Source organism: Clostridium sp. AF34-10BH (assembly GCF_003478095.1).
In the GTDB taxonomy this organism is placed as follows: Bacteria; Bacillota; Clostridia; order Lachnospirales; family Lachnospiraceae; genus Acetatifactor; species Acetatifactor acetigignens.
Genome location: NZ_QUEC01000021.1, coordinates 12,888 through 25,633, shown reverse-complemented (window position 1 = coordinate 25,633; position 12,746 = coordinate 12,888). Strand labels below are relative to the sequence as shown.

Genomic DNA, 12,746 nt, shown 5'->3' with positions numbered 1-12,746 from the left:
ACGGTGAAATGAATAGGATTTAGAATAATCAGGTTGGACGGTTGCGTGTTCCGACACGGACTCTAACCGACCGTCGGTACTTAGATGCTGTATTTTAGCATCTTATGTACCGCTACGGGAGGGCCGAAGCGAGAGCGGGTCCGTGATGGAATATGCAGCCATCCAACCAGAGATAATAGACAATTTTTAGTGAGAAAGGAATATACCAAAATGGCAAAAGTAATTACCATGGGTGAGATCATGCTGAGACTGTCCACCCCCAACAACGAGAAATTTATCCAGGCAGACGAGTTCGATGTAAACTACGGCGGCGGTGAAGCTAACGTAGCAGTATCTCTGGCTAACTACGGTCATGACGCTGAGTTCGTTACCGCAGTTCCTGACAACGAGATCGGTGAGTGCGCAGTAGCAGCTCTGAGAAAGTACAACGTAGAGACCAAGCACATCGCAAGATGCGGTGAGAGACTGGGTATCTACTACCTGGAGAGCGGTTCTTCCATGAGACCTTCCAAGGTTGTATACGATAGAGCACATTCTTCTATCTCTACTGCAACCGAGGCTGATTTCAACTTCGATGAGATTTTTGAAGGTGCTGACTGGTTCCACTTCACAGGTATTACCCCCGCCGTATCCGACGCTGCAGCAGAGCTGACCGAGAAGGCTCTGATCGCTGCTAAGAAGCACGGCGTAAAGGTATCCGTAGACCTGAACTTCCGTAAGAAGCTGTGGAGCTCTGAGAAGGCTCAGAAGGTTATGACCAACCTGATGAAGTACGTTGATGTATGTATTGGTAACGAAGAAGATGCTGAGCTGGTACTTGGCTTCAAACCCGGCGATACCGATGTTACCAGCGGTGAGCTGGAGTTAGCCGGTTACAAGTCCATCTTCGAGCAGATGGTTGAAAAGTTCAACTTCGAGTACTGCGTATCCTCTCTGCGTGTAAGCCATTCCGCTTCCGATAACGGCTGGTCTGCTTGCATCTACTCCAGAGATACCAAGGAGTTCTATCACTCCAAAGAGTACAGCATCCATCCCATCGTTGACCGTGTAGGCGGCGGCGACTCCTTCGCAGGCGGCGTGATCTGCGGTATGCTGGATGGCAAGAACTTCAAGGATGCTCTTGAGTACGGCGTAGCTGCATCCGCTCTGAAGCACACCATCCCCGGTGACTTCAACCTGGTATCCAGAAAAGAAGTTGAGACCCTGGCTGGCGGCGACGCTTCCGGACGTGTACAGAGATAATCTTCTGTAAACAGAATAGTGTAAAAATAAAAAGAACTCACCTGCGTGGTAACATGCAGGTGAGTTTTTCCGTCTTTGGGACTGGTTAATGCTGGCAGCACTGCTTTGCCATTTCAAACCAGTCATTGGTCATATACACCAGAGCAGAAAGAAGAAGTGAAGAAAGCATTAGCTGCAGGAGTTCCGAAAGCAACGATTTTGACTTATTTCTATCCGGAGGTTACTGTGGAGAAGATGAGTTCATATCGGAATAAGAATTAAATGATATCGCATAGGCACAGGAAATGTGGTATACTGTGCCTATGTAAAAAAGAATGTGTTTTGCAAATCAGAATTTGTATTATTGAATAAAATGGGGATTTTGATATGAAAGACAAGGCAAACAAGGGTTATTGGCAACGACTTGCAAAAATATATGCACCTTTGATGGAGTCAGATAAGAAATTTTATAATGCAATTTGCGGGTATATTAGAGATTATCTCAAACCTGATATGAACATATTAGAATTAGCTTGTGGAACAGGGCAACTATCTTTTCCACTGTCTGATTATACTAATAGTTGGACGGCAACCGATTTTTCGGAAAATATGATTGAGCAAGCAAAAAGGAGAGGCACAACAGAAAAACTTCGTTTTTTCGTAGCGGATGCAACAGCACTTTCATACGAGGATGAAAAATTTGATTGTGTAGTAATTTCAAATGCACTGCACATTATGCCGGAGCCTGAAAAAGCAATGCAGGAAATTCGTAGAGTATTAAAAAAAGATGGTATTTTGTATGCACCAACTTTCTTATGGGCAGAGAAAAATTCAAGTGGTTTACGAAAACGATTGATGTCTATTACAGGATTTAAAGAATACACAGAATGGAACAAGGGAAGTTTTTGCAAGTTTATATCGGATTATGGCTTTACAGTTGTCGAAATAGATTTGGTGGATGGCGTTTTAGCTCCTGTTGGAGTTTTGATTGCGAAAAAAGCTAATTATTAAATTCGATTTGTATAGAACAGAAACTTGGAAGTTGGAGGTGTGACGAAATGTCAATAGCATATAAGAGATTAACTGAAAATGAACTTGATATTTTTATTGAAATGAGAATAAATCAGTTAAGGGAAGAAGGTGCAAAAGAAGATATTGATTTAAAACCTGCTTTAAAAGATTATTATAAGCGTCATATGACAGACGGCACATTCGTATCTTGGATAGCTGTTGATGGGAGCAAGATAATCGGAACAAGCGGTATGTCTTTTGTTGAGAAGCCTCCATATTTCGGTTGCCCAAGCGGAAAAATGGGACTGTTATCAAGTATGTTTACCAATCCAGATTACAGACGGATGGGAATTGCAAAAGAGCTTTTGCACAGAGTTATAGAGGAAGCAAGAAAATATGGCTGCGGCACGATACAGATTACTGCTTCTGATATGGGCGTAAAATTATATACAGCATATGGATTTGTTCATAATGGTAATTTTATGCAATACAAACTATAAGGAAAGCTCAAACTTGTAGAACCGAAAATACCAGTTTGACGAATTGTAAAATCGAAATTGAACGATTATTGACTACACATACAAAGATACATTGTATTTTAATAGTAATGAAACCTGCCTCGTGAGTACAACAGGAAACACCGTGCAGTTGTTGCATTTTATGTTTGAGTAAGGAGATTTTCATGAGCGACGATATAAGAATAACTATAGCTTTAATTTGTGGTGCTGTTATTTTTGCTTGGCTATTTTTCTTTGTTTTTCTTAAAGGCAAAACAAAGGGAAATCAGCTAATGGCAAAAGCAAGACAAAGTGGATGTATAACCACAGGTAGGGTTGTAAAGAACGATTATAGAAGATTTACAGGTCCTGAGGGACGATACAGAAGTGAGATCGTAACCTATGAGTATTTTGTGGACGGAAAAAGATTTGAGAAGAAAATCACATATACTGACACAGGAATTGTTGTTAATTATCCCAATCAGGTAGAAATTTTTTATGACAAAAACAATCCCTCAAAGTCGTTTGCAGATGTTGAATTAGGGCAGAACAAACAAAAGCAAACAGGATGTTATATGTCAATTGTAATTCCGATTATTGTAATCATATTAATATATAATTTATTGAAATTAGTATAAGAGAGGTCATTGATATGCAGTGGATAAAGAAAGAATGGGTACATAAAAATGAGCGAAGAAATTAGAAGTGCTATCGCTTTGATAGCTGGTGCATTAGTTTTGGTTGTATGTTATATAAAGATTTTTCTGAAAGGTCGTTCCTTTAATCAAAAGTTTATGGAAAAAGCAAAAAAGCAGGGGTGTTATACAACGGCTACGCTTATAGATAATAAGCTTAGATTAGGAAACGATGAATCTGGAAACGCAAACTTTAAAAATGATAGAATGAAATGCACCTATGAGTATAAAGTTAATGGTATTTCATATAAAAAGAAAATTACGTTTCAGTCACCAGGTATGGTAGCTGTAAAGTTCCCTTATACAATAACGGTTTATTATGATTCGAATAACCCTTCTAAGAGCGTTTGCAAGGAAGAAGCAAGTCAAGGATCACAGCGGACAGCTGGTTGTTTGGGAACAATAGCTTTTGTAGCTATCACATTTATTGTTATTTATAATTTGTTGAAATTAGTATAAGAGAGGTTATTGGTAATCCGTGTTATTGCCGGTATTGCAAATAATATTAATCAGGCAGTAAAGCTTGGTAATTCACAGGGAAAGTTATATTACAGCGATATTGATAAACTGCAGAGCAAACTGGATGATGTAAAGAATGTGCAGGATAGAAAAATCGGAATTCGTAGGAGGTATCGAAAAATGAATAGGAAAACTTTATTCTGTTTTCTGACAGCTTTGATAATGATTTTTGTTCTTGCCGGCTGTGGTGGAAAGAATAGTGGTGGGAATATTGACAATGTTCAAATTCCTGATTGGAAACCATCGGAAATATATTCAGACAGTGATATTGAGGCGGCTTTCCAAACAGTAAAAGACTATTTCGGCAACGAATTTGACGGCTGCACACTGACAAAACTGTCCTATCCCGGAGATACATACGCCGATGAATTTTATGAATGGGCTGAACAATATGACGCGGATGAAGCAATCGTAATATTATCATCTTTCGATGTAGACTCATCAGGCGGGGATGGTTCGCTTAATCCGGATTCAACATATGATGATTGGAAATGGATTCTAATTAGGAATGACAGTGGGAATTGGGAACATGTTGACCACGGGTATTAAAGCGACAGATTCAAGTTTGTCGGACTCACAACAAATTAATATCAAACTAATACAAGCACTTTAGCCAATCAGACACACTTTTGTAAAAAGGGAGTTAAGAAATAAAAAAGAGCCGTTTTCCGGGTTGCGGAAGACGGCTTTTTTGACAGTTTCTGATTTAGTGATTTAGCTTTCGCTGTATTTCTCTTCGCAGTATTTGCAGCGGTAGATCTCTTTTTTCTCATCGGAGAGGACGAATACATGGGGCAGTCCCTGCTCGATGGAAGTGATGCATCTAGGGTTGCGGCATTTGATGACGTTTTTGATCTGTTTGGGAAGTACCAGTTCCTTCTTCTCTACGATCTCACCGTTTTTGATGACGTTGACAGTGATGTTGTGGTCGATGAATGCCAGTACATCCAGATCCAGCATATCGATGTCACATTCTACTTTCAGAATATCCTTTTTGCCCATTTTTCCGCTACGGGCGTTTTTGATGATAGCAACGGTGCAGTCTAACTTATCCAGCTGAAGGTGCTCATAGATTGAGAGACTTTTTCCGGCTTTGATATGATCGAGGACGAAGCCCTCTTCGATTTTTCCTACATTTAACATAGTAATCTCCATTCTGCAGGCACAGAGTGCTGCGTATGTTAACTTTAATATACGAATTCATAAGATAATTTTGCGGTCAGATACCGGAAAATTATGCCAGACCCAGCAAAGTCAGGATCAGAGCCATACGGACATAGACAGCGAACTGTGCCTGTTTGAAATAGGCGGCTCTGGGATCGTCATCGATCTCCACGGAGATCTCATTGATTCTGGGAAGGGGATGCAGCACCAGCATATCGGGCTTCGCCAGTTCCATTTTTTCAGGGGTCAGTACATAGAAATCTTTCAGGCGGACGTAATCCTCTTCGTTGAAGAAACGTTCCTTCTGCACACGGGTCATGTATAAGAGATCCAACTCCGGCATCACATCTTCGAGACGGATAACTTCCTGGAAAGGAATGCCTTTCTCGCGGAGCATGTCGGTGACATAGTCGGGAATCTTCAGCTCTTCGGGAGAGATGAAGATGAATTTGATGCCTTCGTAGCGCACCAGTGCGTTGATCAGGGAGTGTACGGTACGGCCGAATTTCAGGTCACCGCACAGACCGATGGTAAAATTATTCAGATCGCCGTGGAGGCTGCGGATGGTCTGCAGGTCGGCCAGGGTTTGGGTGGGATGCTGATGTCCACCGTCACCGGCATTGATCACGGGGATCAGGGATTTCTCTGCGGCTACCATGGGAGCGCCTTCCTTGGGATGGCGCATAGCGCAGATGTCCGCATAGCAGGAGATGATGCGGATGGTATCGGATACACTTTCTCCTTTAGAAGCAGAAGAGGAAGCCGCATCGGAGAAGCCGATGACTCTGCCGCCTAAACGGGTCATGGCGGTTTCAAAGCTTAAGCGTGTACGGGTGCTGGGCTCATAGAAGCAGGTGGCGAGGATCTTGCCGTCGCATTTGTGGGCGTATTTGGCGGGATCCTTCTCAATGTCGTCTGCCAGAGCGAACAGCTTGTCCAGTTCCTCAACAGAGAAGTCAAGTGGGTTCATCAAGTGTCTCATTTTTTCATTTCCTCATTTCTGCGCTGCTATTTTCGACACAGTGACTGTACGGAATAGAAGAATCCGTGCTCACTTGTGTATGCGACATCATAAGAATACAGCGCTTTTCTTATGATGCGGGTAGAAACAGGGCCCGCAGGAAGCAGACAGCTCATACCCTGACCAGAAAAAAGTCGAAGAGGAAAAACTCTTCGACTTTAAAATTACTGTTGATAAGATAACAGATCCGTTACGGGTTTCCGTTTGGGAGCAACGGGTGCTTCTGTGGGATAACCGATGGGGATCAGTGCGATCAGGTCCTGATTTTCAGGAATCTCAAGGAGATCAGCAGCTTCCTGCTGATCGAAAATACCCATGATCACGGTGCCAAGGCCCTGCTCGTAAGCAGCCAGACAAAATGCTTCGCTGGCAACACCGGCATCGAACATCTGCCATGCATCGCCTCTTTGGGTAGTGAAGGAGCCGTCTCTCTCGAAACCGCTTCTGCCCTTGATCACGGATACTGCAACGACCATGGGAGCATTCTCCATGATCTTACCATTACCCGGGAAGGAGGAAGTACATGCTGCCAGTTTCGCTTTCTTTTCGCCTTCCACAGCGATATAACGAACGATTTGCGTATGCTTCCAGCTGGGAGCATAAGAAGCTGTCTCTACGATCTGAGCCAGAAGCTCATGAGATACCGGCTGATCCGTATACTGACGGATACTTCTGCGGCCGGTGATACATTCTTTTGCGGTCATTGTTTATCCTCCTGTTTTTTTGCATTTGTAATATAATAGCATTTCTGAAGGGTAGAATCAAGCAGGAAAGAGTGAAAAAATATAGAAAATTTGTGTGGATATGACAGAAAGGTTTTGCATTCCCGGATAGGATATCATATAATGAGGCAAAGAGAACTATATTGATGAAGCCGGTTGTGTAAAAGACGGTTCTACTGTACGTTACAGCGGCTGTGGAATACCGGACCAGGCAATAAAAGGAGGGCACTATGTCAGTAGAATTTGTGGAAAAGAAGCGCTGGTTATTTTTAGGATTACCTTTTACTTTTACCAGGTATGTGATCAAAGAGGATATGATCACTGTGGATACGGGTGTGTTCACCAAGGTGGAGAATGACTGCTATATGTACAAGGTACAGGATGTGGAGCATACGGCAAGTATCTGGGAGAGAATGGTAGGACTTGGCACCATTGTCTGTTATACCGGTGATACCACTCATCCCAAACTGTTGATTGAGCATATCCGCAATTCCAAAGCGATCAAGGAGTTTATTTTGAAGGAGTCGGAAGAAGCCAGATTGAAGCGCAGAACCGTGAACATGCTGGATATCGGTTCCGGAGAGGTCGGGGATATTGACGATTTACAGTAATATTGAGAAACAAGTATACATGTGTAAAGTATACATGTGTATAAGAGACGGGGCCTTCCGGGGCCCTGTTTTTTCGGGAGAAGAGATTTATGGAACTTGATATGACGAAGGGCAGCCCTTCCAAGCTGATTACAAAATTTATCATTCCTATTATCATAGGTAATATTTTCCAACAGTTATACAGTATGGTGGATACCATTATCGTGGGTCGGTTCGTAGGTGTGGATGCATTGGCGGCAGTAGGAGCCACCGGGTCGGTAAGCTTCCTGATCCTGGGATTTACCCAGGGACTGACCACCGGATTTACTGTGCTGACGGCACAACGCTTCGGAGCAGGGGACCGGGAAGGTATGCGTAAAAGTATCGGAAGCGCTGCCATCCTGTCGGTGATCGTGACGATCGTGATGACCGCAGTCAGTATGGCCGGCATGGACAGGCTGCTTCGGGTGATGAATACTCCGGAAGATATTTTTGATATGACGAAGGAATACATTATGATCATCTGTGCGGGAATTGCCTGCAATGTATTGTATAACCTGTTGTCCAGTATCCTGCGTGCCATCGGCAACAGTGTGGTGCCGTTAGTATTGCTGGTGATCGCTTCGGTGACGAATATTGTCTTGGACTATGTACTGATCGTTTACGGTCATATGGGAGTGGGCGGTGCAGCTTATGCTACCATCATTTCGCAGGGATTATCCGGTGTACTGTGTCTGATTTATATTATTAAGAGAGTACCTACACTGCATATCCGTCCGGAGCATTGCAGACTGGAAAGTCAGTGTGTGAAAAATCAGCTGACCGTGGGAATTCCCATGGCACTGCAGTTTTCCATTACTGCTATCGGTACCATTCTGGTACAGGCAGCACTGAATCTGCTGGGTTCTACCGTGGTGGCATCTTATTCGGTGTCCTGCAAGGTGGAACAGCTGGTGACACAGCCCTTTGCTGCAATGGGTGTGACTATGGCAACTTACTGTGCGCAGAACCGCGGCATCAATGATCTGAACCGGATCCGTAAGGGCGTGAAAGCTGCCAATATCATGTCCGGTGTCTATGCGGTGCTTGTCTACGGACTGGTATATATAGCACTTCCTTATATTGTACCGCTGTTCATCTCCGAACAGGTTGAGATGGTATGCGGCTATGCCAGAACGTATATTACGATCTGTGGCATGTTCTTCATTCCGCTGGGAATGATATTTATCTTCCGAAATGCGCTGCAGGGCTGTGGCTTCGGCTTCATGCCCATGATGGGCGGTGTGGTGGAATTGTTGAGCCGTGGTATCGTGGCTTTTGCGGCAGCGCATCTGATGAGTTATGTGGGTGTGTGCTTTGCCAATGCCTCAGCCTGGCTGACCGCAGGTATTTTCCTCTGGATCGCTTATCATTTCCTCATGAAGAAGATGGTGAGGGACAAAAAGGGTCATGAGGAACGGATGCTGGCAGAAGCAATGCAGTAATGCTGTAAAACGGCTCAGGGCAGGATCTTTTCAAAAAACAGTCCTGCCAGGAACCACCAGGGGGCATAGTCCAGCCGGATGATCCGGTGGATGTGGAAACGGCTTTTACCGTAATCCCAGGGGCAGAGACCATGCTTCCACAATAGGCGCCCACTGAGATATTCCACGGTGAAGATCATAGCCATATAGAACAGCCCGCGCCCGGGACGACTGATATTCAGGTGCTCAAAAAGCCGTTTGAAGGGTGCAAGCAGGCAGGCGGAGCCGTAGATAGGGAACATCCACAGGGAAGTATTACCGGTAAGACGCAGATCCCTGCGCCGAAGGGAGTGCAGCGCTGTGAACAGGATCTCCATGCACCAGCCGCACAGTCCGCACAGGAGAAAGCTCCTGCCGAAGGTTTTAAAAGAGTTTGCGATGGATTTTGTCATTTTCATGGACATAGTATATGAAATTTTCAGTGTATGATACGGGAGAGATTGCTATGAACTATCAGGAAGCAATGGAATATATGGAAAAAGTGGGAACCTACGGCATTGTTCCGGGGCTGGACAGCATCAGAGAGCTGTGCAGAAGGCTGGGAGATCCGCAGAACGACCTGAAATTCGTACATATTGCGGGAACCAACGGAAAAGGTTCCACACTTGCCTATATTTCCAATATCTTACAGGCTGCCGGATACCGTGTGGGGAAATATATATCACCTGTTATTATTGATTATTGTGAAAAAATCCAGATCGGAAAGCAGAAGATCACCCATAAGGATCTGTGCGATGGTCTGGAAATCATCCGGGAGCATTGCGAGGCAATGGTGCAGGACGGGTTCCATCATCCCACGCCTTTTGAGATCGAGACGGCGCTGGCTTTTTGGTATTTCCGGGAGAAACAGTGCGATATCGTCGTGCTGGAGACCGGTATGGGCGGCAGGGAGGATGCTACAAATCTGATCACGACCACGCAGGTGGCGGTACTGGCTTCCATCGGTATGGATCATATGAAATTCTTAGGGAACAGTCTGGAGGAGATCGCAGCACATAAGGCCGGAATCTGTAAGCCGGGATGTCAGGTGGTCTCCATGCGGCAAAAGGAAGCGGCACAAAAGATTGTGGAGCAGACGGCGGCAGAGCTTGGCTGCATGCTGACCATCGCAGATGTGGCAAATGCAAAGCATGTGAAATACGGACTGAAAAAGCAGACCTTCGATTATGGAAATTATAAAAAGCTGGAGATCACCCTTGCGGGGAAATTCCAGGTAGCAAATGCTGTGCTGGCGGTAGAAGCGGTGCAGGCTCTGGGAAAATGCGGCTATGAGATCAAAGAGAGCGCTGTCCGGAAGGGCCTGCAGGAGACGACCTGGATCGGACGGCTGCAAATACTGGAAGAACACCCGTTATTTATAGTGGACGGCGCGCATAACGAGGATGCAGCCGCAAAACTTGCGGATTCCATAGAATTCTATTTTACAAACAAAAGAATTATCTATATAATGGGAATGTTAAAGGACAAGGAAGTGGACCGCGTGATCGCGCTGACGGAGAAGTATGCGGATCAGATTCTCACGGTGACACCTCCGGACAATCCCAGAGCCATGCATGCTTATGATCTGGCAACGGAGGTGGCAAAGGTACACCCCAATGTGACGGCGGTGGACAGCCTGGAAGAGGCAGTGGAGCTTAGTCACCTGCTGGCAGGACGGGATGATGTGATATTGTGCTTCGGCTCTCTCTCTTATCTGGGAAGAATCCTGAAGCTCATGGAGAAGAGACAGACAGCAGGGAATAAACGGAAAGCGAAGCGGTGAAAATGGTAGATCAGAAGAAAGTACAGGAAGCAATAAAGCTTTTACTGGAAGGAATCGGGGAAGATACCGATAGAGAAGGACTGAAGGAGACACCGGAGCGGATCGGCAGGATGTATGAAGAGATCTGCGGCGGTATGGATCAGGATGCGGGAGAGCATCTGTCGAAGGTCTTCTCCGTAGACAATAACGAGATGGTACTGGAGAAGGATATTACCTTCTATTCTATGTGCGAGCATCATCTGATGCCTTTTTACGGCAAAGCTCATGTTGCGTATATCCCCGATGGCAAGGTTGTGGGTCTGAGTAAGCTTGCCAGGACTGTGGAGGTATATGCCAGAAGATTACAGATCCAGGAGCGGATGACGGCGCAGATCGCCGATGATATCATGAAATATCTGGCACCTCAGGGAGTTATGGTAATGTTGGAAGCAGAGCATATGTGCATGACCATGCGCGGGATCAAAAAGCCCGGCAGTCAGACCGTTACCATGGTGACAAGGGGAGTCTTTGCGGAGAATAAGGAATTGCAGGACAGATTCTTACAGCTGGTGAACCGATAGAAATTATGAAGACCGGAGGAAGCTGCGGAAAGACCGGATCGAAATGGGGGAACTCCTGTGGACAGAATTGATAAAATATTAAATCATGATTTATTTTTATACCATTTAGGAAAGAACAATGCGGCAGAAGCAGACAGACGCTTCTGCCGTCATAGTATGGTACATTTTCTGGATGTGGCCCGGATCGGGACGATCATAGCTCTGGAGGAAGGACTGGAACTGGACCGGGAGTGGATCTATGCGGCGGCATTGCTCCATGATTGCGGGAAGCATGAACAGTACGAGAACGGCACGCCTCATGAGCAGGCCAGTGCCCGGATCGCACCGGAGATCCTTAAGAACTGTGGATTTGACGATAAAGAAACGGATGTTATTGTAACTGCAATCTCACGGCACAGAGATCCCGAGGCCGCGAAAGAGAAGAACCTAAACGGCGTTCTTTACCGGGCAGACAAGGCAAGTCGTGCTTGCTTCGCCTGCGATGCGGAGAAGGATTGCAACTGGAAAGACGGCAAGAAGAACCTGACGATCAGGTACTGAGTGCAACAGGCTGAACCGAGAAATTCGCAAAGCTGTACCCGGTAGGGGAACATATCCGGACAAAAAATAATACAAACATGAGGGAGAAAACAAATGAAGATTGGCAACAGAGAGTTTCAGACCAAAGGACATACTTATGTAATGGGGATCCTGAATGTGACCCCGGATTCTTTTTCCGACGGAGGAAAGTGGAATGACAGAGACCGGGCATTGAAGCATGTGGAAGAAATGATCGCTGAGGGGATGGATATTGTGGACATCGGCGGAGAGTCCACGCGTCCGTGGGGTTATACCCTGCTATCTGACGAGGAGGAGATTGCCAGAGTCGTACCCATGATCGAGGCGGTGAAGGCAAATTTTGATATTCCCATTTCCCTGGACACCTACAAAAGCGGTGTGGCAGAGGCGGGGATCCGCGCGGGAGCGGATCTCATCAACGATATCTGGGGATTGAAATACGACAGACACATGGCGGAAGTCATTGCAAAGAGCGGCCTGCCCTGCTGTCTGATGCACAATCGCAAAGAGGCGGACTATCAGGATTTCATGCAGGATGTGGCGGCAGATCTGGCAGACACGATCCATCTGGCGGAAGCGGCAGGCATTGCGGATGAGAAGATCATTCTGGATCCCGGCGTGGGGTTCGGCAAGACCTACGAGAACAATCTGGAGATCATCAACTGTCTGGAAGAACTGAATATGTTCGGCTATCCCCTGCTGTTGGGATGCAGCCGCAAGTCGGTCATCGGGCTGACACTGGATCTGCCGGTGACGGAGAGAGTGGAGGGAACGCTGGTGACTACCATGTTCGGCGTCCAGAAGGGATGTATGTTTGTCCGGGTGCATGATGTGAAAGAAAATGTCCGCACCATTAAAATGTGTGAAGCTATTTTAAACAGTGGAAAATAAAAAGCTCTGAAA

The 12,746-nt window shown here is 45.6% G+C and carries 16 protein-coding genes; 12 read left to right on the top strand and 4 right to left on the bottom strand.

The genetic code is table 11. The features are described from left to right. Positions 1–210: 210 nt before the first annotated feature. The 6 genes from DWZ61_RS13425 (at position 211) to DWZ61_RS13390 (ending at position 4,492) form a co-directional block, all read left to right on the top strand. The gene (locus DWZ61_RS13425; protein WP_118539094.1) at positions 211–1,242 is read left to right on the top strand and encodes a sugar kinase; all 1,032 of its coding nucleotides are present in this window, start codon (positions 211–213) and stop codon (positions 1,240–1,242) included. Between the two features lie 366 nt (positions 1,243–1,608). Then, positions 1,609–2,232 carry a class I SAM-dependent methyltransferase gene (locus DWZ61_RS13415; protein WP_118539090.1) on the top strand — a complete coding sequence of 208 codons (624 nt, stop codon included), beginning with the start codon at positions 1,609–1,611 and terminating at the stop codon, positions 2,230–2,232. 47 nt (positions 2,233–2,279) lie between these two features. Then, entirely contained in the window at positions 2,280–2,732 is a 453-nt protein-coding gene (locus DWZ61_RS13410) for a GNAT family N-acetyltransferase (RefSeq protein WP_118539088.1), read from the top strand. A gap of 182 nt (positions 2,733–2,914) precedes the next feature. Beyond that, positions 2,915–3,367, top strand: coding sequence for a DUF3592 domain-containing protein (locus DWZ61_RS13405; protein WP_118539086.1), 453 nt, complete (start codon positions 2,915–2,917; stop codon positions 3,365–3,367). Positions 3,368–3,415: 48 nt separating this feature from the next. Beyond that, positions 3,416–3,883, top strand: coding sequence for a DUF3592 domain-containing protein (locus DWZ61_RS13400; RefSeq protein WP_118539084.1), 468 nt, complete (start codon positions 3,416–3,418; stop codon positions 3,881–3,883). Positions 3,884–3,892: 9 nt separating this feature from the next. Further along, a complete protein-coding gene (locus tag DWZ61_RS13390) occupies positions 3,893–4,492 on the top strand; it encodes a hypothetical protein (protein ID WP_243026421.1) in 600 nt (199 codons plus the stop codon). A gap of 165 nt (positions 4,493–4,657) precedes the next feature. Here the strand turns inward: DWZ61_RS13390 and DWZ61_RS13385 are convergent, their stop codons facing one another. The 3 genes from DWZ61_RS13385 to DWZ61_RS13375 all read right to left on the bottom strand — a co-directional run bounded on the left by DWZ61_RS13385 (position 4,658) and on the right by DWZ61_RS13375 (position 6,832). Next, a complete protein-coding gene (locus DWZ61_RS13385) occupies positions 4,658–5,086 on the bottom strand; it encodes an aspartate carbamoyltransferase regulatory subunit (protein ID WP_117465826.1) in 429 nt (142 codons plus the stop codon). 91 nt (positions 5,087–5,177) lie between these two features. Next, a complete protein-coding gene (gene pyrB / locus DWZ61_RS13380; RefSeq protein WP_118539082.1) occupies positions 5,178–6,089 on the bottom strand; it encodes an aspartate carbamoyltransferase in 912 nt (303 codons plus the stop codon). 203 nt (positions 6,090–6,292) lie between these two features. Then, on the bottom strand, positions 6,293–6,832 hold the full coding sequence (locus DWZ61_RS13375; RefSeq protein ID WP_118539080.1) for a nitroreductase family protein: 540 nt from the start codon (positions 6,830–6,832) through the stop codon (positions 6,293–6,295). Between the two features lie 248 nt (positions 6,833–7,080). Here DWZ61_RS13375 and DWZ61_RS13370 point away from each other — a divergent pair, with 248 nt between their 5' ends. Next, positions 7,081–7,461: a PH domain-containing protein gene (locus tag DWZ61_RS13370; protein ID WP_118539078.1), complete on the top strand. Its 381-nt coding sequence runs from the start codon at positions 7,081–7,083 to the stop codon at positions 7,459–7,461. A gap of 89 nt (positions 7,462–7,550) precedes the next feature. Next, positions 7,551–8,924 carry an MATE family efflux transporter gene (locus DWZ61_RS13365; RefSeq protein ID WP_118539076.1) on the top strand — a complete coding sequence of 458 codons (1,374 nt, stop codon included), beginning with the start codon at positions 7,551–7,553 and terminating at the stop codon, positions 8,922–8,924. Positions 8,925–8,938: 14 nt separating this feature from the next. Here the strand turns inward: DWZ61_RS13365 and DWZ61_RS13360 are convergent, their stop codons facing one another. Further along, the gene (locus tag DWZ61_RS13360) at positions 8,939–9,361 is read right to left on the bottom strand and encodes a putative ABC transporter permease (RefSeq protein ID WP_243026420.1); all 423 of its coding nucleotides are present in this window, start codon (positions 9,359–9,361) and stop codon (positions 8,939–8,941) included. Positions 9,362–9,408: 47 nt separating this feature from the next. On the opposite strand from DWZ61_RS13360, the gene DWZ61_RS13355 reads away from it, so the two are divergent. The 4 genes from DWZ61_RS13355 to folP all read left to right on the top strand — a co-directional run bounded on the left by DWZ61_RS13355 (position 9,409) and on the right by folP (position 12,734). Beyond that, complete coding sequence (locus tag DWZ61_RS13355) at positions 9,409–10,725, top strand: folylpolyglutamate synthase/dihydrofolate synthase family protein (protein ID WP_118539074.1); 1,317 nt, start codon at positions 9,409–9,411, stop codon at positions 10,723–10,725. A gap of 2 nt (positions 10,726–10,727) precedes the next feature. Beyond that, the gene (gene folE, locus DWZ61_RS13350) at positions 10,728–11,285 is read left to right on the top strand and encodes a GTP cyclohydrolase I FolE (RefSeq protein WP_118539072.1); all 558 of its coding nucleotides are present in this window, start codon (positions 10,728–10,730) and stop codon (positions 11,283–11,285) included. 57 nt (positions 11,286–11,342) lie between these two features. Continuing rightward, the gene (locus tag DWZ61_RS13345) at positions 11,343–11,825 is read left to right on the top strand and encodes an HD domain-containing protein (RefSeq protein WP_118539070.1); all 483 of its coding nucleotides are present in this window, start codon (positions 11,343–11,345) and stop codon (positions 11,823–11,825) included. A 93-nt stretch (positions 11,826–11,918) separates the two neighbouring features. Next, the gene (folP, locus tag DWZ61_RS13340; protein ID WP_118539068.1) at positions 11,919–12,734 is read left to right on the top strand and encodes a dihydropteroate synthase; all 816 of its coding nucleotides are present in this window, start codon (positions 11,919–11,921) and stop codon (positions 12,732–12,734) included. Positions 12,735–12,746 lie beyond the last annotated feature (12 nt).

Bases quoted from the DNA above. Each gene is read 5' to 3' on its own strand.
- DWZ61_RS13425 (WP_118539094.1), top strand. From the start codon at position 211: ATGGCAAAAGTAATTACCATGGGTGAGATCATGCTGAGACTGTCCACC.
- DWZ61_RS13385 (WP_117465826.1), bottom strand. From the start codon at position 5,086: ATGTTAAATGTAGGAAAAATCGAAGAGGGCTTCGTCCTCGATCATATC.
- DWZ61_RS13370 (WP_118539078.1), top strand. From the start codon at position 7,081: ATGTCAGTAGAATTTGTGGAAAAGAAGCGCTGGTTATTTTTAGGATTA.
- folE (WP_118539072.1), top strand. From the start codon at position 10,728: ATGGTAGATCAGAAGAAAGTACAGGAAGCAATAAAGCTTTTACTGGAA.
- DWZ61_RS13365 (WP_118539076.1), top strand. From the start codon at position 7,551: ATGGAACTTGATATGACGAAGGGCAGCCCTTCCAAGCTGATTACAAAA.
- DWZ61_RS13360 (WP_243026420.1), bottom strand. From the start codon at position 9,361: ATGAAAATGACAAAATCCATCGCAAACTCTTTTAAAACCTTCGGCAGG.
- DWZ61_RS13415 (WP_118539090.1), top strand. From the start codon at position 1,609: ATGAAAGACAAGGCAAACAAGGGTTATTGGCAACGACTTGCAAAAATA.
- DWZ61_RS13400 (WP_118539084.1), top strand. From the start codon at position 3,416: ATGAGCGAAGAAATTAGAAGTGCTATCGCTTTGATAGCTGGTGCATTA.
- DWZ61_RS13375 (WP_118539080.1), bottom strand. From the start codon at position 6,832: ATGACCGCAAAAGAATGTATCACCGGCCGCAGAAGTATCCGTCAGTAT.
- DWZ61_RS13355 (WP_118539074.1), top strand. From the start codon at position 9,409: ATGAACTATCAGGAAGCAATGGAATATATGGAAAAAGTGGGAACCTAC.
- pyrB (WP_118539082.1), bottom strand. From the start codon at position 6,089: ATGAGACACTTGATGAACCCACTTGACTTCTCTGTTGAGGAACTGGAC.
- DWZ61_RS13405 (WP_118539086.1), top strand. From the start codon at position 2,915: ATGAGCGACGATATAAGAATAACTATAGCTTTAATTTGTGGTGCTGTT.
- folP (WP_118539068.1), top strand. From the start codon at position 11,919: ATGAAGATTGGCAACAGAGAGTTTCAGACCAAAGGACATACTTATGTA.
- DWZ61_RS13410 (WP_118539088.1), top strand. From the start codon at position 2,280: ATGTCAATAGCATATAAGAGATTAACTGAAAATGAACTTGATATTTTT.